Source organism: Methanolobus sp. ZRKC2 (genome assembly GCF_045291185.1).
Lineage (GTDB): Archaea > Halobacteriota > Methanosarcinia > Methanosarcinales > Methanosarcinaceae > Methanolobus.
The window spans coordinates 1,656,382-1,677,621 of sequence record NZ_CP146980.1; the positions used below are offsets into that span (position 1 = coordinate 1,656,382).

20 protein-coding genes, 2 tRNA genes and 1 other RNA gene are annotated in these 21,240 nt (G+C 42.8%); 13 read left to right on the forward strand and 10 right to left on the reverse strand.

Going from position 1 to position 21,240, the window contains the following annotated elements; all coding sequences use genetic code 11:
- Positions 1-9: 9 nt before the first annotated feature.
- Positions 10-702 (forward strand): DUF1614 domain-containing protein, encoded by a 693-nt coding sequence (locus V7O62_RS07780; RefSeq protein ID WP_406655678.1) that lies wholly within the window; start codon positions 10-12, stop codon positions 700-702.
- On the opposite strand, the gene V7O62_RS07785 is transcribed toward V7O62_RS07780, so the two are convergent.
- Both V7O62_RS07785 and V7O62_RS07790 read right to left on the reverse strand, forming a co-directional pair.
- Positions 688-1,596 (reverse strand): RAD55 family ATPase, encoded by a 909-nt coding sequence (locus tag V7O62_RS07785; protein ID WP_406655680.1) that lies wholly within the window; start codon positions 1,594-1,596, stop codon positions 688-690. The genes V7O62_RS07780 and V7O62_RS07785 overlap by 15 nt on opposite strands.
- Before the next feature lie 83 nt (positions 1,597-1,679).
- Positions 1,680-3,050: a dihydroorotase gene (locus V7O62_RS07790; protein WP_406655681.1), complete on the reverse strand. Its 1,371-nt coding sequence runs from the start codon at positions 3,048-3,050 to the stop codon at positions 1,680-1,682.
- Between the two features lie 255 nt (positions 3,051-3,305).
- On the opposite strand from V7O62_RS07790, the gene V7O62_RS07795 reads away from it, so the two are divergent.
- The 5 genes from V7O62_RS07795 to phoU are packed head-to-tail and all read left to right on the forward strand — an operon-like array spanning position 3,306 to position 7,477.
- Entirely contained in the window at positions 3,306-4,211 is a 906-nt protein-coding gene (locus V7O62_RS07795) for a PstS family phosphate ABC transporter substrate-binding protein (protein WP_406655682.1), read from the forward strand.
- Between the two features lie 22 nt (positions 4,212-4,233).
- Complete coding sequence (gene pstC, locus V7O62_RS07800; protein ID WP_406655683.1) at positions 4,234-5,127, forward strand: phosphate ABC transporter permease subunit PstC; 894 nt, start codon at positions 4,234-4,236, stop codon at positions 5,125-5,127.
- 5 nt (positions 5,128-5,132) lie between these two features.
- Entirely contained in the window at positions 5,133-5,990 is an 858-nt protein-coding gene (gene pstA, locus V7O62_RS07805; RefSeq protein ID WP_406658269.1) for a phosphate ABC transporter permease PstA, read from the forward strand.
- A 59-nt stretch (positions 5,991-6,049) separates the two neighbouring features.
- Complete coding sequence (gene pstB / locus V7O62_RS07810) at positions 6,050-6,820, forward strand: phosphate ABC transporter ATP-binding protein PstB (RefSeq protein WP_406655684.1); 771 nt, start codon at positions 6,050-6,052, stop codon at positions 6,818-6,820.
- 6 nt (positions 6,821-6,826) lie between these two features.
- Entirely contained in the window at positions 6,827-7,477 is a 651-nt protein-coding gene (phoU, locus tag V7O62_RS07815) for a phosphate signaling complex protein PhoU (RefSeq protein WP_406655685.1), read from the forward strand.
- Between the two features lie 40 nt (positions 7,478-7,517).
- On the opposite strand, the gene V7O62_RS07820 is transcribed toward phoU, so the two are convergent.
- The 4 genes from V7O62_RS07820 to V7O62_RS07835 all read right to left on the reverse strand — a co-directional run bounded on the left by V7O62_RS07820 (position 7,518) and on the right by V7O62_RS07835 (position 13,207).
- The gene (locus V7O62_RS07820; protein WP_406655686.1) at positions 7,518-10,238 is read right to left on the reverse strand and encodes a DNA-directed DNA polymerase; all 2,721 of its coding nucleotides are present in this window, start codon (positions 10,236-10,238) and stop codon (positions 7,518-7,520) included.
- Between the two features lie 118 nt (positions 10,239-10,356).
- Positions 10,357-10,465 (reverse strand) — tRNA-Met (locus tag V7O62_RS07825).
- A 77-nt stretch (positions 10,466-10,542) separates the two neighbouring features.
- Positions 10,543-11,124 carry a hypothetical protein gene (locus V7O62_RS07830; protein WP_406655687.1) on the reverse strand — a complete coding sequence of 194 codons (582 nt, stop codon included), beginning with the start codon at positions 11,122-11,124 and terminating at the stop codon, positions 10,543-10,545.
- Between the two features lie 103 nt (positions 11,125-11,227).
- Positions 11,228-13,207, reverse strand: coding sequence for an S-layer protein domain-containing protein (locus V7O62_RS07835; protein ID WP_406655688.1), 1,980 nt, complete (start codon positions 13,205-13,207; stop codon positions 11,228-11,230).
- Between the two features lie 525 nt (positions 13,208-13,732).
- On the opposite strand from V7O62_RS07835, the gene V7O62_RS07840 reads away from it, so the two are divergent.
- Entirely contained in the window at positions 13,733-14,512 is a 780-nt protein-coding gene (locus V7O62_RS07840; RefSeq protein ID WP_406655689.1) for an ATPase domain-containing protein, read from the forward strand.
- A 26-nt stretch (positions 14,513-14,538) separates the two neighbouring features.
- Here V7O62_RS07840 and V7O62_RS07845 read toward each other — a convergent pair whose 3' ends face one another.
- Positions 14,539-14,682, reverse strand: a complete 144-nt coding sequence (locus V7O62_RS07845) for a hypothetical protein (protein WP_406655690.1) — start codon at positions 14,680-14,682, stop codon at positions 14,539-14,541.
- Between the two features lie 95 nt (positions 14,683-14,777).
- Between V7O62_RS07845 and V7O62_RS07850 the strand changes: the two genes are divergently transcribed.
- On the forward strand, positions 14,778-16,154 hold the full coding sequence (locus tag V7O62_RS07850) for an RAD55 family ATPase (protein ID WP_406655691.1): 1,377 nt from the start codon (positions 14,778-14,780) through the stop codon (positions 16,152-16,154).
- Between the two features lie 23 nt (positions 16,155-16,177).
- On the opposite strand, the gene V7O62_RS07855 is transcribed toward V7O62_RS07850, so the two are convergent.
- Entirely contained in the window at positions 16,178-16,417 is a 240-nt protein-coding gene (locus V7O62_RS07855; RefSeq protein WP_406655692.1) for a winged helix-turn-helix domain-containing protein, read from the reverse strand.
- A 120-nt stretch (positions 16,418-16,537) separates the two neighbouring features.
- On the opposite strand from V7O62_RS07855, the gene ffs reads away from it, so the two are divergent.
- The 3 genes from ffs (at position 16,538) to V7O62_RS07870 (ending at position 17,301) form a co-directional block, all read left to right on the forward strand.
- An RNA gene (gene ffs, locus V7O62_RS07860) (signal recognition particle sRNA) lies at positions 16,538-16,852 on the forward strand.
- Between the two features lie 61 nt (positions 16,853-16,913).
- Positions 16,914-16,998: transfer RNA gene (locus V7O62_RS07865), tRNA-Ser, on the forward strand.
- 72 nt (positions 16,999-17,070) lie between these two features.
- Positions 17,071-17,301 (forward strand): hypothetical protein, encoded by a 231-nt coding sequence (locus tag V7O62_RS07870; protein ID WP_406655693.1) that lies wholly within the window; start codon positions 17,071-17,073, stop codon positions 17,299-17,301.
- On the opposite strand, the gene V7O62_RS07875 is transcribed toward V7O62_RS07870, so the two are convergent.
- Together V7O62_RS07875 and V7O62_RS07880 are read right to left on the reverse strand one after the other, a co-directional pair.
- Positions 17,287-17,634: a ribonuclease P protein component 4 gene (locus V7O62_RS07875; protein WP_406655694.1), complete on the reverse strand. Its 348-nt coding sequence runs from the start codon at positions 17,632-17,634 to the stop codon at positions 17,287-17,289. The genes V7O62_RS07870 and V7O62_RS07875 overlap by 15 nt on opposite strands.
- A 24-nt stretch (positions 17,635-17,658) precedes the next feature.
- A complete protein-coding gene (locus V7O62_RS07880) occupies positions 17,659-18,312 on the reverse strand; it encodes an MBL fold metallo-hydrolase (RefSeq protein WP_406655695.1) in 654 nt (217 codons plus the stop codon).
- A 204-nt stretch (positions 18,313-18,516) separates the two neighbouring features.
- Between V7O62_RS07880 and V7O62_RS07885 the strand changes: the two genes are divergently transcribed.
- The gene (locus V7O62_RS07885; RefSeq protein ID WP_406655696.1) at positions 18,517-19,938 is read left to right on the forward strand and encodes a D-aminoacyl-tRNA deacylase; all 1,422 of its coding nucleotides are present in this window, start codon (positions 18,517-18,519) and stop codon (positions 19,936-19,938) included.
- Between the two features lie 29 nt (positions 19,939-19,967).
- Positions 19,968-21,077, forward strand: a complete 1,110-nt coding sequence (ftsZ, locus tag V7O62_RS07890; RefSeq protein ID WP_406655697.1) for a cell division protein FtsZ — start codon at positions 19,968-19,970, stop codon at positions 21,075-21,077.
- Positions 21,078-21,240 lie beyond the last annotated feature (163 nt).

Consider the following 21,240-nt stretch of genomic DNA (forward strand, 5'->3'; position numbering starts at 1 on the left):
GGTGGACAAATGAGAGGATACACCAATATATCTGAAATCAGAATGTATGCAGCTTTTGCCCTTACACTGCTACCCATTGCAGTTCTCTGCTACAAAGGGAACCTGTCCATCGGCACCATATCCGCATATCCACTTCTTGGAATCCTTATCCTTATGCTGGCAGGATCCCTTGTAGAAATTCCTGTCCTGAAAACCAGATCTAAAAAAACCGAGCAGCTACTCAGATTTGCGCCGCTCATTGAAAATATATATTCTGTCCCCATTGTAAAGGAACTCAATATCGGCAAGGAAAGAGTTTTTGAGACCACTATCACATTAAACGTAGGCGGATTTATAGTTCCATTAATAGCGATTGCTTATTTATTGGTAACTCAATCAAATATTACTGCCCTTGAAGTGATGCTAATTGTAATAATTGCCGTAACCCTTTTGTCAGAAATGGTAAACGGAGTGGGCATCGTAGTCCCGCAGTACATTGGAATCATAGCAATTCCATTCGCCCTGCTGACAGCACCACAGGATTCCGAATCCATTATTTTTATTGCAGGAATAGCAGGCATACTACTGGGAACAATAGCAGCCATTGTTGCTTTCAATAAAGAAAAGAGTGGCAGTGCCTACATAAGTATAGGAGGGGCAGGAAACTTCAAGGCAATATATATTACCGCACTTCTTGCCAGCCTCATTTCATATTTCACCTGATGATGACGGTCCTAAACGTTCTGACCTTCTTTTTTCTATCCTTTGCTGCAGCACCTGTGACGGAATATTGAGTGCACGATACTTGGCTATTCCGGTATTTGTGAATCTGAAAGGTTGCGGCGTATGATCCACTCTCGTAGCCCTCATTTTCTGTACGGCCATAACTGGCATCGGAGTAGTATCTATATCATTGGTCTGGATAAAATCTAGGAATATCACACCATCCCCAAGGAAATCAAAATCATCAAACTGTTTCTGTTCGATTCCATGAGTCTTTTCAGTAACCAGCAGGGACGTTATCATATTCTTCTTGAGAAGCCTGTGGAGTCCCCTCCATGAGGTAGAAGTCCTGAAATCCCCGGGAGCCGTGAATACGTTCAACGAATCAAACACAACACGTTCAGGCTTGTGTGAATCAATGATTTCTATCATCTCTTCGGAAGTAAGCATGGAAATACCGAAGATTTCAAGATAGCCATCATCAATATACTTCCCCACATCCCAGCCAAACCTTGTGAAATGTTGCACTAGCTGTTGCGCTCTTTCCTCGAATGAGAAAAAGATACACCTCTCTCCGTTTTTCACACCTTCCATAAGATATTGCATGGAAAATGTTGTTTTTCCTGTTCCGGGAGGACCAGTCACTATAACTGCGAAACCTTTAGGGAAGCCTCCTTCGAGGAAATCATCAAGACCGGGTATACCGGTGTTTATACGTTTAATCAGCCTGTCAATATTCTGGGTATCAAGTTTTGCTTTAAAGCGTGTAGTATCGAGATTTAGGAGAGCTTTTTCCAGCACGACGTTTTTCGCACCAAGTTCTTTTTCGTATCTTTCAAGGACCTTGATAGCATCTGCACTTAATGTAGTATGAATGGGGAATTTTGTTTTCATCACACCACCATGAACATTAATAGTGCTTTATATATTTAAAATGTTATGGTTTTGTGTACATACACAAAATTTTATGTCCATGATTAGTCTTCATCATTAGAGGTGATTCCCCGACCTGGTAAGAAATTACCACGACCCCGGGATGCAAGAATTTCACCATCCCAAACAACGTCACCCTTGGCTATTGTGTACTCAGGGAAAATACCATCCATTCCTTCATAAGGTGTCCAGCCGGCCTTACTGTGCAGATGATCACCCTTAATCTTACGCACATTCGAAGGATCAACAATTACCAGGTCCGCATCGAAACCTTCGGCAAAAACACCCTTTGAATACCTTGTAAGATCAAATATCCTTGCAGGATTCCTGCTTGTAACATCGATCATCCTTCCAAGAGGAATCAGATTCCTTTTTACAGCAACAAGCATCAATGGAAGCAACGTTTCCACACCCGGAACACCCGATGGAGTAGACTTTATACCCGCATCTTTTTCCGCCTCAGTATGCGGCGCATGGTCTGTTGCTACCATGTCGATAGTACCGTCATTCAGGGCATTCAAAAGCATTTTAGGATTGCGACGTTCCCTCAGAGGAGGATTCATTTTTCCAAAAGATCCTAACCTATCCCAATCTTTAGTTGAAAGGAAGAGATGGTGCGGAGTCACCTCACTAGTGATCTTCACAGGAGCACCGGAACTTTGCTCAATATACCTCTCCCTGCGTAACAGGCCGACAGACTCAAATGCACTGATATGGCAGAAATGTGTCTGTGTTTCATTAGTCTTAGCAAGTTTAAGAGCCTTCTCAACAGCCATTGCCTCGCATAGATTGGGCCTGGCCTTAGAATGAGACTGCGGTGAAAAATCACCTTTCAGGAAAGATTCACATTCCTGTCGTATCTTTTCATCTTCCGCATGGATACATGCCATTGCACCAAGTCCCGCAATAGCCGATAAAGCTTTATCAAGAGTTTCCTCACTTATATTGAGCTCACCCGTGGATTCAGCCATAAATATCTCACCAAAAGCAGTCACTCCAAGTTCCCAGAGTTCCGGAAGCTTTTCAATATTCCCGGTAACACCACCATATATTCCAAAATCGACAATTGATTTCCTATTTGCAAGTTTCAATTTTTCCTTGAAGGTCCTCTTGTCTGTTGTAGGAGGAATAGTGTTCGGGTGCTCTATAACAGTAGTGACTCCTCCGGCTGCTGCAGAGCAGGAACCGGTATACCAGTCTTCTTTTTCCGTCATGCCAGGTTCCCTGAAATGAACGTGTACATCAATGGCCGAAGGCAAAGTAAGGGCACCCTTGGCATCTATGACTTCATTCAGCCTTTGGACATCTATCTGCCTTGCGATCTTCGTTATTTTCCCATCCTCAATCAGCACCTCGGCAGGCTGAAGATAATTGTTCACGAATACTTTAGTATTCTTAATCAGGATATCAGGCATGACACCAATTATCTTTTTCAGAGTATATCCATTTTATGATAGTAAAGTAGGAGAACATTCCAACTAAGAAATGGAAATTATACACCTACATACAACTATATTGAGACAATAGTTGCTATATAGAGTACACGGCATGTCCTGAACATGGTAGAGATATATATTGTAAATACATAATTTTTATGTAGTCTTTTCGTATTGGTTCACTGACCATTAAACACAGTCGTATCGTATAAAATCAATAGGAGAAGAAAGATCATGACGAAGCAGCTTTTAAGAAATATCTCCATCTGTTCCATAGTATTACTTATTCTGATATCTGTATTTGCAGGTGTCGGATGTGTCGACCAGGGAGAAGAACCAGTAACGGAAGGAGCTGAAGCCGAAGCTACTGAAGAAACACTTACCGGAAGTATAATAGTAAAAGGTTCTGACACAGTACTCCCTCTGTCCCAGGCAGAAGCCGAAGATTTCATGATTGAAAATCCTGAAACAAGTGTAACCATCATCGGTGGAGGATCAGGAGTAGGTGTTGCAGCACTTATTGACGATGAAGTAGAGATCGCAATGACTTCAAGACTTATGAAAGAATCCGAAGTAGAGGAAGCAGAAGCAAACGGTGTAACACCTCTCAGACATGAAATTGCAATCGACGGTATTGCAGTCATAGTCAACCCGGAAAATCCCGTAAATGAACTCACCTACGACCAGCTTAAGGGAATCTACGACGGAAGCATCAGCAACTGGGCAGATGTTGGCGGAGATGACCGTAAGATAGCAGTCATGAGTCGTGACAGCAGTTCAGGGACCTACGAATACTTCAAAGAAGAGATCCTTGAGGACGAAGCTTACCGCCAGGATGCTCTCACCCAGCCAAGCACCGGTGCCATCGTACAGGAAGTATCTCAGAATGAAGGTGCAATCGGTTACATCGGATTTGCATATCTCGATGAAAGTACAAAGGCAATTTCACTTGATTCTGGAGAAGGATTCGTAGAAGCTACCGAAGAGAACATCATCAGCGGCGACTATCCACTCGCAAGGCCACTTCAGTACTACACTAACGGTGAACCTGAAGGTCTTACAAAGGAATATATCGACTTTGTAATGAGCCCAACAGGACAGGCAATAGTCTCAGAAGTGGGATATTTCCCCGTAGCTTAAGTGATTCCTAAAAGGGAAACAAATGACAAACAGGAATAAAAAGGAAAAGGCAATTGAATCAATGCTCTTCCTATCAGGAGCAGTGGCAGTTGTAACCCTTTTCCTTCTTTGTCTTTTTTTATTCAGGGATGGAATACTTCTTTTTACAAAAAGTGACACGACACTATTAGAATTTCTTACAGGAAAATTATGGTACCCTACCGCAAGACCACCTCTATTCGGACTTGTACCTTTGTTCCTGGGATCGGTCATAGTAACTATAGGAGCAATCATATTTTCAGTCCCTCTCGGAATAGCTGCGGCGGTTTATATCGCAGAACTCGCGAACCCAAGAGTTGCGAGAGTATTGAAACCCTTCACAGAAATACTGGCGGGCATCCCATCAGTCGTTTTCGGATTCTTTGGTCTTGTTGTTCTTGTACCGATTATTCGAAATAGTCTGGACCTTACCACCGGGCAAACAGCACTCACAGGATCAATAATGCTTGGAATAATGGCATTGCCTACAATCATATCAATTTCAGAGGACGCCATAAGTTCGGTACCACGCTCAATAAAAGAAGGTTCCCTTGCACTGGGCTCTACTAAATGGCAAACCATCTATAAAGTTACAATACCTGCTGCCCTCTCAGGGATATCAGCTGCAGTAATGCTCGGAATAGGACGTGCGATCGGAGAGACCATGACTGTTATGATGGTCACAGGAAATGCAGCAGTGATACCAGGATTCCCTTCAGGATTATTTTCACCCGTCAGGACGATGACAGCCACCATAGCCCTTGAAATGGGAGAGGTGCCTCAGGGAAGCGCTCACTTTCATGCACTTTTCGCAGTTGGTTCCGTGCTTTTCATAATAACATTCATCATTAACATAATAGCCAGCCATATTAAAAAGAAATACAAGTTCAACCTGTGATAGCGATGTTATTCAATCCAAAAATAAATGAAAAAATAGCATTTACACTGCTGAGATTAGCCGCTGCACTGGTTGTCTTCTTTGTTGTTGCCATACTTGCTTACATAATTTACAATGGAATCGGTGCACTCAGCATTGAATTCATTACCGAGATGCCACGAAATAGAATGACAGAAGGTGGCATATATCCTGCTCTTATGGGGACGATCTACCTGATAATAATGTCCATGGCAGTTGCTCTTCCAGTGGGAATTCTTGCAGCGATTTACCTGAATGAATATGCAAAACCCGGAAGAACCACCTGGACAATAGAAATGGCAATCAACAACCTTGCAGGAACACCATCAGTGGTCTTCGGACTGTTCGGGCTTGCAATGTTTGTAAAATATCTGGGTTTTGGCCCTTCATTATTGGCAGCCTCTTTAACACTTGCATTGCTCATCTTACCAGTAATAATAAGAGCAAGCCAGGAAGCTCTCATCACGGTGCCAAAGGAATACCGGGAAGCTTCACTTGCTTTAGGAGTCACTAAATGGCAGACAATACGCAAGGTTGTACTCCCGGCAGCAATCCCCGGGATGGTTACCGGAGCTATACTTAGTGTCGGAAGAGTAGCCGGAGAAACCGCACCCATTTTGCTTACAGGCGCAGCTTACTTTTTACCAAGATTGCCGGACTCGGTATACTCACAGTTCATGGCACTTCCTTACCACCTGTTTGTACTCGCCACTGCAGGCACCAATATCGCAAAAACAAGACCAACCCAGTACGGCACCGCACTTGTATTGCTGATAATAGTACTTGGTGTGAACCTTATAGCAATATACATCAGGAATCACTACAGGAAGAAACTGCAACGTTAATCACGATAATTCATGTATTTAGCCAAAAAGAGAGTTTCAGAATTCAGAGGTAACTTTAAATGTCAGATAATTTTGAGAACGGAACAGAGATAGCAGTTAAGGACCTGAACCTCTGGTACGGCGATAACCACGCCCTCCATGACATATCTATCGATATTCCAAAAAATAGTGTTACGGCTTTTATCGGGCCATCAGGTTGCGGTAAATCCACTTTCCTGAGATGCTTGAACAGGATGAACGATCTTATCCCAAGTTGCCGGATAGAAGGAGACGTTAATATTGACGGGGAAGATATCTACTCAAAAAATGTAGATGTTGTCGACCTCAGAAAAAGAGTAGGCATGGTTTTCCAGAAACCGAATCCTTTCCCTATGTCAATACATGATAATATTGCATATGGCCCACGTATTCACGGAGTAAAGAAAAAAGAGATAGATGGAATCGTAGAGGGAGCCCTCAAATCCGGAGCCCTGTGGGAAGAGGTTTCAGACAGGCTGAGCATTTCGGCCTTGGACTTAAGCGGTGGTCAGCAACAGAGACTTTGTATTGCAAGGACACTTGCCGTAAAACCCGAAGTAATACTCTTCGACGAACCATGCAGTGCTCTTGACCCCATATCCACCGGCAAAATCGAAGACCTTATATTTGAGTTGAAAAAGAACTATACTATAGTCATAGTAACTCACAATATGCAACAGGCTGCTAGAATATCCGACTACACAGCATTCTTCCTTCTGGGAGATTTGATTGAATTCGGGAAAACCGAACAGATATTCGAGAGTCCCAGAGAAAAGGAAACCGAAGATTATATCACCGGAAGATTCGGGTGAAGAAAAATGACACGTGAACAATATCAACACAATCTGGATGCCCTCAAAAGATACATCGCTGAAATGGGAGAAAAGTCCTATTATGCAGTTGAAAATTCCATGAAATCTCTTAGTTCCCTGGATATAGAACTTGCAGAAAAAGTCATCCAGGGTGACGAGATAATTGATGAATACGAACTGAAGATCGAAAGATGTGTATCCCAGCTAATTGCACGCCAGAGCCCAACAGCAGGAGACATGAGACTTGTCACCGCCTGCTTCAAAATAGCTATTGATCTGGAGAGAATGAGTGACCTTGCTGTTGATATTGCAAAAATGACAAAGTGTCTCGAACAGGAACATACAAAGCCTTTTGCCAACATTTTGAAGATGGGAGAAGTCGGAGAGGATATGCTGGAGCAGTCAATCAAGGCCTTCGAGACGCTGGACGAAAACCTAGCACGTTCAACAGCCTCAAAGGACGATATAATAGACAGATTTTTCCATGAGACACAGATTGAACTTATTGAAATGATGGTTGAGAATAAATCAATGATCAATAATGCCTCATATCTGCTCTTCGTTCTTCGATACCTGGAGAGGATAGGAGACCATGCATGCAATATTTGTGAAAGTGTTGTCTACATGGCATCCGGTGAAAGAGTAGACCTCAACTAGAGTCGGAAGAGAAACATTATATCCAGATTTGAACCAGCAACTAAAAGTCAAATAGGGAACTCTGAGACTTACTTGCCTGCGAGTTTTCCGACGGCTTTTCTTCTATTTTATTTCTTTTTGTTAAAGGAACTTCTTTTGGCTTATCCGAGAAATCGAAAAGACCCTTTTGCTTTGAATCATAATCCAGGTTGGCAATATCCACACCGAATACACCCAGTATTCTCTCTACCGGAGGAAGTACCTGCTTCTTGATATAATAATCTACATCAATAGGCACATTGTGTTCCCTGACGTATTCCGGATCTTCGGCACGATTGACAAACAGGTCCTTACCAGCTACTATGACAAAGGGTATGCGTTCCCCCACAGGAGGAGGATTACCTGTCCTTTTCTCGATTTTCTCTACAACCGTAAGATGTGGCTGCTTGTTCTTATAACGTGAAGCACTTTTAGAGAACATTCTTGTCATTGTGAGATCATCGATTACATCCTCATCTTTGCGGACATCAATATTTCTCACACCATCAACGACTTTCCTGACATGCAATACAGCAGCATCGACATTACCTTCTTTGAGAACAAGTTCCAAAACCCTGTTAAGCGTCTTGGAAGTCAATTCACACCAGTCTCGCCTTACAGTCTCCATGCCCTTGACCTTTATGGAATCCTTCCATTCATCACCGGCACGTTCGAAGACCCAGATAGCATAACGCTTCTTTGCTATGAAAAGACCCCTGCGGGCAATAGACTCAAACTCAAGTTCCATAGGATCAGGAAGGGATGATGAAACAGTTCCTGCAATTTTGTTACCTACAAGTTCAGCATCCTCAAGAGAAATAGAATCTTCTGAGCTGCACTGCACGAATACACTGTCCGTATCCCCATACACAACCGAAAGTGAAACAATACGATCATCGGGCTTGATGGCATCGACCTCTTCTGTGAAATAGACAGTACTATCCCTTAATACCACCTTATTTATGCTGCCATTGACAATTGCACGGGTATTCAGGATGTTCTCTCTCCCAAAGCTAGTCACCGCATTTGCAAGTGCAAGGCTGTAAAGCCTTGCTCTTGTGTAACCAGAGTAACCATAAAAACTGTTCAGGAGTATTTTCAGGGCAAGTTGTGTTGCGTCAAGGACACGATACTCATCCTCACTTGCAGCACTTTTCATGCGTTTCTTTGTTTCCACCCTTCTGTTGAGCAGGTTCTCAAGAATAGAAGGCATTATACCCTTTGATACCTCTGAGGACACAAACTCTCCCCCGGAAGGAGGCTTTATAGTCTCACTTTCCGGACGATCATGTTCAACAACAGTAGTATAACAAAGGTTATGGGCCATCATGATGGTAGGATAAAGAGATTTGTAGTCAAGTATAACAATATTCTCAAGAAGACCTTTTTTGGGCTCGAGTACCTCGCCACCCTTGAGACCTTCACTGCTGCGATTACGGAAACTAACAAGGTCATCAGAGGGTTTAGGAGGGATTACACGATCTCTTTTGCCATACTCACGCAACAGCAGGTTCTCAACCATAGAGGTCTGCCCACCATCCACAACTTCCTGAAGCAAGGAACCACTTACCTGGGCTACTGCGACATGTTTGTCGAGAAGCCTGAGTTTCATAAAAAGCTCCAGTGCCAGTTCGGAATCACGTTGTGCATAATCTATAAAATGAAGTATCTTTTCTCCAGTATCATTCCAGTATTCTTCCATCTCAGAAGGAGCTACATCCAGCTTTTCTCTGTCAAGTAACTCTTTCGCGACATTTCTTAGTGTGTATCGTTTGAGACTATATTGGCTTCTGATGAGAGGAAGAGCATCGACAACAACACGACCGGGTATTGACACCATGGTACGATTGCCGATCTTACGATAACTAAGTATCCTGCCATCCCTGCCCACGGCAGATTTAATACTATATCCCAGTTCATTTAGTACATTCACTCGATCAGCGATATAGGGAATGTCAAAATCAATTTCATTATAACCTGCGACAATGTCAGGATCATATTTCTGGAACAGCTCGAAGAAGCGTTCAAGCATTGCTGCTTCATTCTCAAAACATTCTACATTTTCAGAAACGCCTTCAACTTCCTTGGCAACAAGGACCTTAGTATCATATCCTTCATAAGCAGGGCTGAAGGAAAAACTAATCATAATGACAGGAGAGGTCTCCGGAACAGGCATCGAACCCCCCAGAGGAAGACATTCAATATCAAAGGCCAAATGCTTTAGAGGAGCGTTAGAGAGCTTTTCGATCTCTTCCAGAGAAGAGGCAGTGAATACCTCATCGCAGTATTTGGCCGTTCCACCTGAAAATGTTTCTTTGGAAAATGAGGATGCTGTCACCCAGCCCATACCATGCAATTCCTTATCAATCAGAAAACGGTTCCTGAAAAGGATATCAGTTTCATATATCTCTTTTACAGCAGGTATATTTACAATATCATCACGTATCTCAGGAACATTCCCGGGTTCATATGTAATGACCTTGAGCATGGGTTTTTTGGATACCTGGTATCCAACAGGTTCTAATTTCTCAACAACTTCCACCCTTTTGATTGCCGAGGGAAAACGCTCTTTCAGCAGTTCGCCAGCCGAATCAAGGTCACTGGTAATATTTACGTAGAAATATGGCTCAAAGCCCGGTACAAAACAGCAGACACTTTTACCATCCTCACCCCTTCCAAAAAGGCGAATGACAGGCCCTTTGTCCTCACGGATATAATCGGCATCAAGTATCTGGAAATTCATGCCCTATCTTAGGGTTGTACTATTCATATATGTTTTGTTTTAACAAAGCATCTATTCAGGACATATAATAGAGATACAGAAAAATCATAAGCTCAGAATGAAAAAATGAAGCATAAAATGCCCGGAGCGTGACTCGAACACGCGACCTCCAGATGTCTCAGGAGATTTGGACGCACGGTTAATATTCCCTATGAGTCTGGCGCCCCAACCAACTAGGCTATCCGGGCAATGCAGCATCTAGAAGGGGAAAGTTGTATTAAAACATGTCGATTGGATGTTATTTCATAAAAGGAAAAAGGCCGGGTTAATACCCGGTAGCTTCTGCAAGTGTACGCACAATTGAGTAATCATCCGTAGCTCCGCCAACGACAAAGACGAAATTTTCATTACTCCATACGTAAGTGTATCGGGCAACATCCTCCCCGCCAACAGTAGCATATGTCTTGATCCTCGTGACAGAGTGCCCATTGAAGGAATCCTCTTCAAAGCGTGTTCCACTCGGGAGTTCATCGAAACTTGATATGTAATCGGATACAAACTCCTCTGCAAGCTCAGGGCTCTCAAATTCAATCACATCCACATAGAGATCAACACTATCTACCTTATACAAACCCTCAGCCGCAGCAACTACGCCGGAAGAATTCACATAATCCTCCTGGACATCTTCTGCTGTCAATGAAGGGCTTCCCAGATATTCATATCCTTCCGGAAGATCAGCTATTACGGCCAGGTCTTCTGATGACATTTCGGTAATGTCTGAACTATTACCATCATTTGTAGTATTTGCATTTTCCTGCCCACTTTCAGGAGTCTGTTCGTCCGTGCAACCGGAAACACATAGCACCAATACGATCAAAACTGATACTAATATTAATTTATTTACCACTGCTTCACCTCGATTTAAACAGCAAAAAAAGACGTTGATTTAATAGTAACTTAAAAAAAAGAATTGTTAGAAGGGAAAATCCCTTCTATCATTTATTGTTTATTTAGTTCCTTCTGACAAGGTATGCGACTGCAAGAAGACCTGCAACTGCGAAGACTGCTTCAAATCCTGGAGCTGGCTCTTCATCTCCAGTCTCATTGTCAACAGGTGGCTCTTCTTCTGGAGCTTCATCTTCTGGAGCTTCATCTTCTGGAGCTTCATCTTCTGGAGCTTCGTCTTCTGGAGCTTCATCTTCTGGAGCTTCGTCTTCTGGAGCTTCGTCTTCTGGAGCTTCTACGCCGTCACCGGCAATAGTCATTTCGACGAATGGGTAGTATCTGAGATCGTCGTCATCTGCAACGAGGAAGCTCATATCTTCTGCGATGTCAACTGTGTCGTCCTTGCTGAGTGTTACTGAACCTGTGCTCTCCATTGAGATGGTTTCGTCAGCAATCTCCATAACTTCAAGTTCGCCGAATTCATCGTCTGTCTCGATAGTGAGCAAGTCCTCGTATTCTACAAGATAGAGACCCTCGACCACTGCAAGACTGTCAACCTGACCCTGGAACACATCGGTGATGAGTGCCCTGAAGACAATTACATCGTCTGTGTCACCTACATCTGTGTCATAGGTCCATGTTGCTTCGCCACCTATTACATCGATAACTTCATCCTCGACGAATTCGCCATCCTTGGAGAGTTCCATCCAGACCTTGTCACCCTCTACATCGATCTGCTTTGCGGTAAGTTCATAACCGTTTGGCATCTCGAGTGCGGAACCGGTCCTGAGTGTGTACTTGTCGTCGTTGTCAAGGAGCAGCTCCATAAGCTCATCAGGAGTGTCGTCATTTGTTGCGACAAACTTCTCTGCAAAGAGACCGACAACTGGGTAACTGTCATTGTTGGTTGCACCTTCTTCAGCTTCAAAGACTGCTTCATACTCTACCTGCTGGATTGAAGTGTTGTATGTAAGATCGCCTTCTGGAATAGTCCTGTCGTCAAGTGATGCTATTTTAAGCTCCTCTGCGCCGATATCGTCATCAAGGTCGTAGAAGAATCCTGCAAAGTTTGTTGGAGTCCAGGTCTCTGCACCTGTTGCAACTTCTCCCCTGATCTCGTAGGTTCCTGGCTCGGTGTATTCCTTCATGAGATAGAATCTGATATCGTCGTCATCTGCTACTTCGAAGCTCAGGCCTTCTGCGATGTCAACGGTGTCGTCCTTACTGAGAGTTACTGAACCGGTACTCTCCATTGTGATGGTTGCGTCAGCAATTTCAGTTACTTCAAGGTCGCCGAATTCATCATCGTTCTCGATGGTGAGCAAGTCCTCGTATTCTACAAGGTAGAGACCCTCGACTACTGCAAGACTGTCGACCTGACCCTGGAACACATCGGTGATGAGTGCCCTGAAGACGATTACATCGTCTGTGTCGCCTACATCTGTGTCATAGGTCCATGTTGCTTCGCCACCTATTACATCGATAACTTCATCCTCGATGAACTCGCCATCCCTGGAGAGTTCCATCCAGACCTTGTCACCCTCTACATCGATCTGCTTTGCGGTAAGTTCGTAGCCGTTTGGCAGCTCAAGTGCGGAACCGGTCCTGAGTGTGTACTTGTCATCGTTGTCGAGAAGCAACTTCATAAGTTCATCAGGAGTGTCGTCATTTGTTGCGACAAACTTCTCTGCAAAGAGACCGAGAACCGGGTAGCTGTCATTGTTGGTTGCACCTTCTTCAACTTCAAAGTCTGCTTCATACTCTACCTGTTCGATTGTGGTTGAGTAGTTAAGGTCACCCTCAGGAATAGTCCTGCTTGTGTCACTTTCAGTTGTGAGATTCATTGATTCTGAACCAATGTCGTCGTCAATGTCGTAGAAAAATCCTGCAAATTCTGTTGGTGTTATTGTAACTGTGGCTGCAGCCTGTGTACCATTGTACACATTGCTGCGCACTTCGATTACTTCCATCTGAGCAGATGCTGGCACAATAAGTGCTGCAATTGCTAAGAGAGCAACGAGTGCAATTGTTGTAAATCTGTTCATTTTTTTCCTCCGTTTAGTTCTAACTTGTGAAGGAGTGAGAATCATTTCATAAAACGCAAGTGCGTTTTACAGAATCTTCAGCCGAACGCGACAATCCGTCAAATTCGTTAATTGCCGAAGGAGACTTCATCACCCTCCTAATCCCGTCATATTGGATTACAAGTGTTCTATTAATCAATTGCCGTTTTAAATCTTTTGTGGTCTAAATTCGAGTAATTATCACGTTGCATTGGCAAATATCGATGCATTTAACGGGAAATGTCGAAGTGCCTGGAGGATACTTAAATAGAAAAGTACCTGAACAACAATAGAATTTGGATATTGTCGATACATGATCCTGATATGAGACTTTTCAGAAAATGGAAAGTCCCCATAATCATTAGAATCACCTCAATATATTTATATGCGCAATACAATAAAAGACATAGCATTCAAATTATATCTACAGATATAGGTCCGGATAAATATCATCTATCTCAGGACGTATGCAGGAAATTACCGAGATCATAGGAGTGAAAAAGTAAAATGTTCGATGGTGCAGTTTCTGAGGAAATCTCAATGGAAGATGAGGCTAACCGGGTAAAAACAGGGATACCCGGATTTGATGAGTTGTGCGGAGGCGGGCTCATCCGAGACAGAACATACCTGATATCCGGCACATCGGGAGCTGGAAAAACCAACTTCTCAATTCAGTTTATCTACAACGGAATTACCAAGTACGGTGAAAACGGAGTCATAGTGGCCACAGAAGAAAGACCTGAACAAATCAGGGAAAATGTCATGAAATTCGGTTGGGACCTAGAAGCACTTGAAGAAGAGAACAAACTGGTGATTATTGACGCATGTTCGACGAAAATAGGCATCCCTTCACAGGAGAAATATGTGGATGTCCGTCCTTTTGACATACGTTCAATGATGGATCAGATCATTGCCACCCAGGAAGAAATTAACGCCAGACGTGCACTTGTAGATTCAACAACTTCGGTAAGTTTCTATCTTCAGGACCCGGCCAAGATAAGGATAGAACTCCTTAAATTGAGTACTACGCTCGAAGTTATCGGCCTGACTTCCATGATGACATGTGAGCTTATAGACGAGGAAAACCCCTCACGATTCGGTGTTGAAAACTTCGTGACAGATGGGACCATAGTATTATATTACAAAAGACATGAGAACGTGCGTATGAGAAGCATGGAGATCTTTAAAATGCGCGGTTCAGACCATAGCAAAAAAATCCATCCGTACGACATTACACCCGAAGGTTTTGTCATACATCCGCATGAAGAAGTATACTCAATGTTCTAATAAAAAAGTATGTTAATAAAGGAAAATCAAATATCCGGATACATTTCCTCATGACCGCACTCCACACATTTATAAATTGCAAGGGCACGGCCGAAGTGATCATGCCTTTTAAGAACCGGAAATCTCCACCTGTTCATTTTTCCTTCACATACAGAACACCGATAGTTCATGGAATCACCTAAAAAGTAATATTTTTAAATATATTTTAATTTTATGAATAAAAACACTATCGGAATTCAGCCACACAAAAAAGCCAGAAGATAAAATGGAAGAACTAAAGAACATAACCTGTGGAATTGAAAGCCTGGATGAGTTACTCGGAGGCTTTAAGTCACCTGCCACATTACTGATAGCTGGTACGGCAGGAGTAGGGAAGACCATAATGTCCCTCCAGATGCTTTCAGAAGCATCCAAGCAGGGAGAAACAACCCTGTACATCCCGATAACCACCTCTAAAGTCAGTAAACTGAAAATGTACCATTCCACTCTTGATTTCTTCGACGACTCCTTTGAAGTGCATGCTATAAACCGACAACTTTCTGAGAAAGATCCCCTGACAACATTGATCGACATAGGAAATGTAATTGAATCGGTCAAGCCCGACAGACTGGTCATTGATCCCATCACTCCTCTGGGATTCGGATTCGTTGAACAGGAAAGGAGACGGTTTTTTTACACTCTGGACTCAATGCTTCAGGAAAGAGATATGCTAACCTTGCTTGTCGGAGAACTTGTCAAGTCCGAATTGCATCAATCAGTGGTAAGTCATCTTTCAGACGGGATAATATACATGTCAAGAGGGGAGAACGGTTCAAGAGCGGATCACTATCTGGAATTTATTAAAATGCGTGGTATAGATCCCGGAAAACGTTCAGAAATCACCTCCTGGAAATACCTGTATGATATAACATCAAGTGGTTTCACAGTTTATCCGCCCATAAAACCGGAGAATGATTTCAAATTGGAAGACCTGCGTGTTGAAGCAGGCATTCCGGGCCTTGATGCAATGCTGGGAGGAGGTTTGCTCAAATACAGTAGCACTCTCATTGCAGGGAGACCTGGCACCGGGAAAAAGATATTCGGTCTTCAATTCATATACCACGGGCTTGAGAACGATGAACCCTGTCTTATAGTAACTTTTGAGGACTCACCTCATCAATTAATAATGGATGCAAAAAGAATTGGCTGGGAACTGGAATCCTACGTTGACAGCGGCCTTCTGCAATTCATTTGTACTAACCCCGGTAACATATATCCCGCCGAACATTCGACCCACATAAAAAACACCATTGAAAAAATGCAGGCATGCAGAGTATTTTTTGATGGAATTAACAATTTAGAGATGTCAATATCCGATAACCTGAAATTACGAACATACATCCACTCACTTACAAGTCACCTTAAAAGTAAGAACATCACATCACTTTTCACGACAGAAATAAGTCCTTCTGAAGGTCAGAGCGATGAGAAGATAGACGTTGCCTTTTTGATGGACTCAGTTGTCGTCCTTCACAATTCCAAAGCAAAGAACCGCAGATACATGTGTATAATAAAATCAAGGGGAACAAAACACAAAAGGTCTGTGAAAGAGTACGCAATAACAGAAGAAGGGATTAAATTGCGCACAGACACACTGATTTAATCCCGCAATATAGAAAAAGGAATTCAGATACTCTGTATTTTTTTCTCAACAGTTTCACCGAGCTCTGTTAGACTATAAGAGTTACCATCCTGTTTTATAAGATTCTTTTCAAGCAACTCCTGAATTATCTTGTTCACCGAAGGAGAAGCTACATGCATGTTCTTGGCCATTTTTCCTGCATCCAGGCTATGTTTTGACCCCAATAGAGTAAGTAATTTCTGACGATTTTTATTACCGCTTACAAATCCGATCAAGTCTTCCATTTTTTGCCTCCCTTGGTAAATATGACTACATACTATAATTGTTTTCTTACCGGGATTATTGCTCATTTTTTCATGAATCGCAAAGGATACATTTATAAACAGTTATGCATATGTAGGTGGTGGCGGGCTAGTCTGGGTAGGCCGGCGTTACCTGTAACCCGAAATCGCCGATATGCGGGAGACGAAGCCAATAGGAGATGTTCGGATCATTTTCAAACCTGTGATCTCAACTGAGAAACCCCGTCCTGCTTGGATGGTGTTGATATAAGAGCTTGTTGGAGAACTTGTTTTTATATCTTAACTGCGGGAACCAGTCCAGGCCCGGAAGGGAGCAGACCTACCGTGGACAGCTATCGCTTGTAGGGCTGCGGGGTGGAGAAGAGATTATAGACTACTTGGAAATGGGAAAAACAACGACTTGCGGCATGCCTGTCACTTTAATAAAGCCGGAAAGCATTAAATAGATGAATTGCATTAAGGAATGAACTCGCTTTTTGACGAGATAGCCAAGCCCGGTATGGCGCAGGATTGCTAATCCTGTGGTGCTATGCGCCTCGGGGGTTCGAATCCCCCTCTCGTCGCTTCACGCTTATTTTGTTTTGAACACTAATCTTGCAAATAGCTAAATCAAATGAAAACATAAGTGGCAACTAATGTCAGAAAAGATAATTCTTCCGGTGCTCAACAAAAATCCTCAGAAGCCCTCCAATAAAAACATAGCTTGTAATTCCTGCGGCTCAGGCGGATGTAGTGGAGGATTTGGTATAAAGCCCGGCTCCGAAAAAGAAGAGGTGTACAGAAACATCTTTCTCTACGTTGCAATGGGTGCAATTATGTTCATTGTTGCCTACCTGATAACTAAGTTGTTATCATTTATCAGCTAACGGAACTGAAGGATTCTCCTCTTCTGGTAGCAAATAACGCTGCACTTTACCGCATTTAATGCATGTGATAAGAAGGAATCCGCCCTTCAAACGAACCCTGCAATTACCACCAGGAGTCAGAAAAGAGCCGCATCCTTTGCACATCCTTTTTTTCAGTTCCGAAGGAATGCTTACTCGATAGCGCATACCTATCTTCTTTGCAAGGGAAACATACCTGTCACTCTTACCAGGATTGTCCGAATATTCCCGGCCAGCAATGTCGAACAGATAATTTATGCGCTCAATAGCAATTTCCTTTGCCAGGACCTTTTTTTTCTGCCTATGTTTCGCCATGGATATCCTGCCCATATATGCAAGTCAAAGGATCACAACGTCTACCGCGGGAGCCTTTTCATTTACAAGTTCCCGGAATTTTTTAGGATCTGCCAGAGAATCATCCGCACCATAATGCATGGGAATCACGACTTTTGGTGAAAGCATCATAGTTGCCTCAGTTGCCTGCTCCTCATTCATTGTAAAGGTTCCTCCGATGGGGAGTAATGCTACATCAGCATACAAACCATTCATTTCAGGTATGAGATCTGTGTCACCTGCATGGTATATCCTCAGGTCACCCACATCAACCACATATCCTACCCCTTCACCCCTGGCATGGCAGGGTGATTCTTTGCTGTAAGCAGGAACTACTTCGACACCTACATCTTTTATAGTCAATTCACCGGTCAGAGAATCACCTTCTATGACCCTCCTTGCATCTCCCCGAAACTGCAAACTCAGATTTTCCGGAATTAAAGTAGTAGCATTTGATTTGCGGACTTTTCTAATAGAATCAGGATGGCAGTGATGCTCATGCTCATGCGTAATCAGGATGATGTCTGCCATATCTTCAAGAGGAAGAGGGTCAGGCAAAATATAGGGATCGATATGTATCACCAGATCATCTGCCTTAATCATAAAACCTGCGTATCCTAACCATTCAATAAAAACATTGTCAATAGTAATATTGCCCATATCATCACTTCACTTGTATTAACCGGAATCATACTTTTTCTGAGATCAAAACATACAGATGGCACAATATGTTTTAAGTTTACTGAAATGAGACATTGTTGCTTCTATAGTATAGTAGAAAGGGATTTTATAAAATAAGCAAAAAAAATATAAACTCATTAGAACAAGCTATATTTATAAAAATAACATACTTGCTGAAAATTTATGAATGAAAAAAAAATCAATATATTGTGTTCGACAGTTGACAAAGCGGGCCTGAACATCAAAGAACATCTGCTTTTATCAGGAGAATGGAAAATCCAGAAAGAACTTCCTGAGTCATGGAACGAGCTCGTCAGCATTCATGAGAATAACAAGTATCGCATTATAGAAATTGATCAGCACCATATATATCAGGATCGTATCGACGAGAAAATGAAAAAATACGGGTACGACACAGACCTCATTATCGTTGCCTCAAAACACAAAAGCAATGATGGGAGATCAGTATTGACCGCGCATTTCACAGGTAACGTCAAAAATGCAGACTTCGGAGGAAATCCTTACGAGTTATCGACACCTGCACCTTATATGTTACGTTCTATTCTGAAAAATATGCAAAAAATGGCACAAGGGACAAACTACGAAATTAATATGGAGTCCACACACCATGGACCTACGGACATCAGAACTCCAATGGTGTATGCAGAAATAGGAAGTGGAGAGAAACAGTGGTCTGACCCCCTAGCAGGAGAAATTGTTGCAAAAGCAATTCTGGATATAAATGTTGAAAATGTTCCGATTGCTATTGGTTTCGGAGGAGGGCACTATGCAAGCAGGCAGACAAAACTTTTGCTTGAGGAGAAGATCACCTTTGGCCATAATTTCCCGGATTACCAGCTTGCTGACATTGATAAAAATCTGATAGAGCAAGCTTTTGATAAGTCCGGAGCGAATTTTGTGTATTTCGACAGGAAGTCGATGTCATCTTCAGAAAGAGAAAAGATGCATGGAATTATCCGGGAACTCGGATATTTGATATTACGTGAGGGCGAAATCAAGGAACTAGGACATCTAAAGTGGGACATGTTCCTCAAAATAAAGGAAAAAGTAGAGGAGTTATGCACAGGAGGAGGATTCAGGATAACAGAAAAATTCAGAAGTGAATATGACAGGACACGGAAAAATTTACAAAAAAGTGACGATGTCAAAAAAATAGAATTAAGCAAAGAATTGTTGCAGGAAACTGTTATAGTTGACAGGGAAGCCTTCATGGAATCCCTGGAGAAGTTCCCGGTCGTTTACATAGAAAAAGAGAACGGAACCTTATCGAATTACATGCTTGGCCTTGCGGAACATATCAAAATTACGATGCAGGATATCATAAATGAATGCATTAAAATACTAAAAGAGCATTATGAAGTTAAATATGTCCCACAGGAGAATCTGCTGTACATAGTTACCGAAAGATTCAGTCCCGAGATGGCAAAAGAAATGGGCGTAAACCCCGGTCCGCTGTACGGTAAACTGGCAAACAGGGAAACAGTTACAGTTAATGGAAGGACGATCGGGCCGGAAATGGTCCATATGCGAAAGATTAAAGAAATCCCATTAATTAATCCACCATATAACCCTACCCGGAGTTAAACATACGATTTTCACTTGAGGGAAAAAAGATGAAATCCATAGTAGAAGAGGCACTGGCGAGATCTGAACAGGAGTCACATCTTCGTAGTTCGGCTGCAAATCCTGACCATAAAGAAATCAATGCCGAGCTTGAAGACCTGTTACGTGAGTTGCAAACCAATATTAAAGTAATCGGTTGCGGCGGCGGCGGATCCAACAGTACCCAGAGAATGGCAGACGAAGGAATAAAGGGTGCTGAGCTTATTGCCCTTAACACCGATGCACAACATCTTCTGGATATTAGCGCCGACAGGAAGATACTCATCGGAAAGAAAAAGACAAGAGGACTTGGTGCAGGCAGCCTTCCACAAATAGGAGAAGATGCAGCCCTTGAAAGCGTAGATGATATTGCAGATGCCGTAACCGGCAGTGACATGGTGTTCATTACTGCAGGCTTGGGCGGAGGAACCGGAACAGGATCTGCACCGGTGGTTGCCGAAGCTGCAAGAGATGCGGGCGCATTGACAATTGCTGTCGTGACACTTCCATTCGGTGTTGAAGGACATGTCCGACGCACAAATGCAGAAGCAGGACTTGAAAGGCTGAGAGAAGTAGCTGACACTGTTATTGTTGTGCCCAACGACAAGCTTCTTGAAGTAGTTCCAAGACTTCCACTTCAGGCAGCCTTTAAGGTATCCGACGAGGTACTGATGAGAGCTGTTAAGGGTATTACGGAGCTTATTACAAAACCAGGTCTTGTAAACCTTGACTTTGCAGATGTGAGAACAGTAATGCAGAACGGTGGTGTCGCCATGATCGGGCTTGGTGAAGCCGATGGCGAGATGAAAGCTGTTGAATCAGTACAAAAAGCACTTCGCAGTCCATTACTCGATGTTGATATTTCGGGTGCAACTTCAGCTCTTGTAAATGTTGTCGGTGGACCTGACATGACAATTGCAGAAGCAGAGAGTGTTGTACAGGAAGTGTACAGTCGAATTGACCCTGACGCAAGACTCATCTGGGGAGCACAGATCGACAATTCACTTGAGCAGACAGTGCGCACAATGATTGTTGTTACAGGTGTAAAATCTCCACAGATATACGGCCACGGCGGCGCGAAGAACGTGACCAGAAGATACGGAATTGATTTCGTAAAGTAATACCTATTTTTAAGAGATAAAGATTGGAAGGTGAGAAACTCACCCTTCAATCGAAAAGTATTTTATTATTGACGTTATTTAAATGGCGCTGGAATTCGGCATTTGATAGAAATGCTTATATTTCAATGCAGCCTCAAACAATCCATTCTTATATATTCATCAG

Bases quoted from the DNA above. Each gene is read 5' to 3' on its own strand.
- V7O62_RS07820 (WP_406655686.1), bottom strand. From the start codon at position 10,238: ATGAATTTCCAGATACTTGATGCCGATTATATCCGTGAGGACAAAGGG.
- V7O62_RS07880 (WP_406655695.1), bottom strand. From the start codon at position 18,312: ATGGGCAATATTACTATTGACAATGTTTTTATTGAATGGTTAGGATAC.
- pstA (WP_406658269.1), top strand. From the start codon at position 5,133: ATGTTATTCAATCCAAAAATAAATGAAAAAATAGCATTTACACTGCTG.
- V7O62_RS07835 (WP_406655688.1), bottom strand. From the start codon at position 13,207: ATGAACAGATTTACAACAATTGCACTCGTTGCTCTCTTAGCAATTGCA.
- pstB (WP_406655684.1), top strand. From the start codon at position 6,050: ATGTCAGATAATTTTGAGAACGGAACAGAGATAGCAGTTAAGGACCTG.
- phoU (WP_406655685.1), top strand. From the start codon at position 6,827: ATGACACGTGAACAATATCAACACAATCTGGATGCCCTCAAAAGATAC.
- V7O62_RS07840 (WP_406655689.1), top strand. From the start codon at position 13,733: ATGTTCGATGGTGCAGTTTCTGAGGAAATCTCAATGGAAGATGAGGCT.
- V7O62_RS07780 (WP_406655678.1), top strand. From the start codon at position 10: ATGAGAGGATACACCAATATATCTGAAATCAGAATGTATGCAGCTTTT.
- V7O62_RS07870 (WP_406655693.1), top strand. From the start codon at position 17,071: ATGTCAGAAAAGATAATTCTTCCGGTGCTCAACAAAAATCCTCAGAAG.
- V7O62_RS07885 (WP_406655696.1), top strand. From the start codon at position 18,517: ATGAATGAAAAAAAAATCAATATATTGTGTTCGACAGTTGACAAAGCG.
- V7O62_RS07875 (WP_406655694.1), bottom strand. From the start codon at position 17,634: ATGGCGAAACATAGGCAGAAAAAAAAGGTCCTGGCAAAGGAAATTGCT.
- V7O62_RS07855 (WP_406655692.1), bottom strand. From the start codon at position 16,417: ATGGAAGACTTGATCGGATTTGTAAGCGGTAATAAAAATCGTCAGAAA.
- V7O62_RS07845 (WP_406655690.1), bottom strand. From the start codon at position 14,682: ATGAACTATCGGTGTTCTGTATGTGAAGGAAAAATGAACAGGTGGAGA.
- V7O62_RS07850 (WP_406655691.1), top strand. From the start codon at position 14,778: ATGGAAGAACTAAAGAACATAACCTGTGGAATTGAAAGCCTGGATGAG.
- pstC (WP_406655683.1), top strand. From the start codon at position 4,234: ATGACAAACAGGAATAAAAAGGAAAAGGCAATTGAATCAATGCTCTTC.
- V7O62_RS07785 (WP_406655680.1), bottom strand. From the start codon at position 1,596: ATGAAAACAAAATTCCCCATTCATACTACATTAAGTGCAGATGCTATC.
- V7O62_RS07790 (WP_406655681.1), bottom strand. From the start codon at position 3,050: ATGCCTGATATCCTGATTAAGAATACTAAAGTATTCGTGAACAATTAT.
- V7O62_RS07795 (WP_406655682.1), top strand. From the start codon at position 3,306: ATGACGAAGCAGCTTTTAAGAAATATCTCCATCTGTTCCATAGTATTA.
- ftsZ (WP_406655697.1), top strand. From the start codon at position 19,968: ATGAAATCCATAGTAGAAGAGGCACTGGCGAGATCTGAACAGGAGTCA.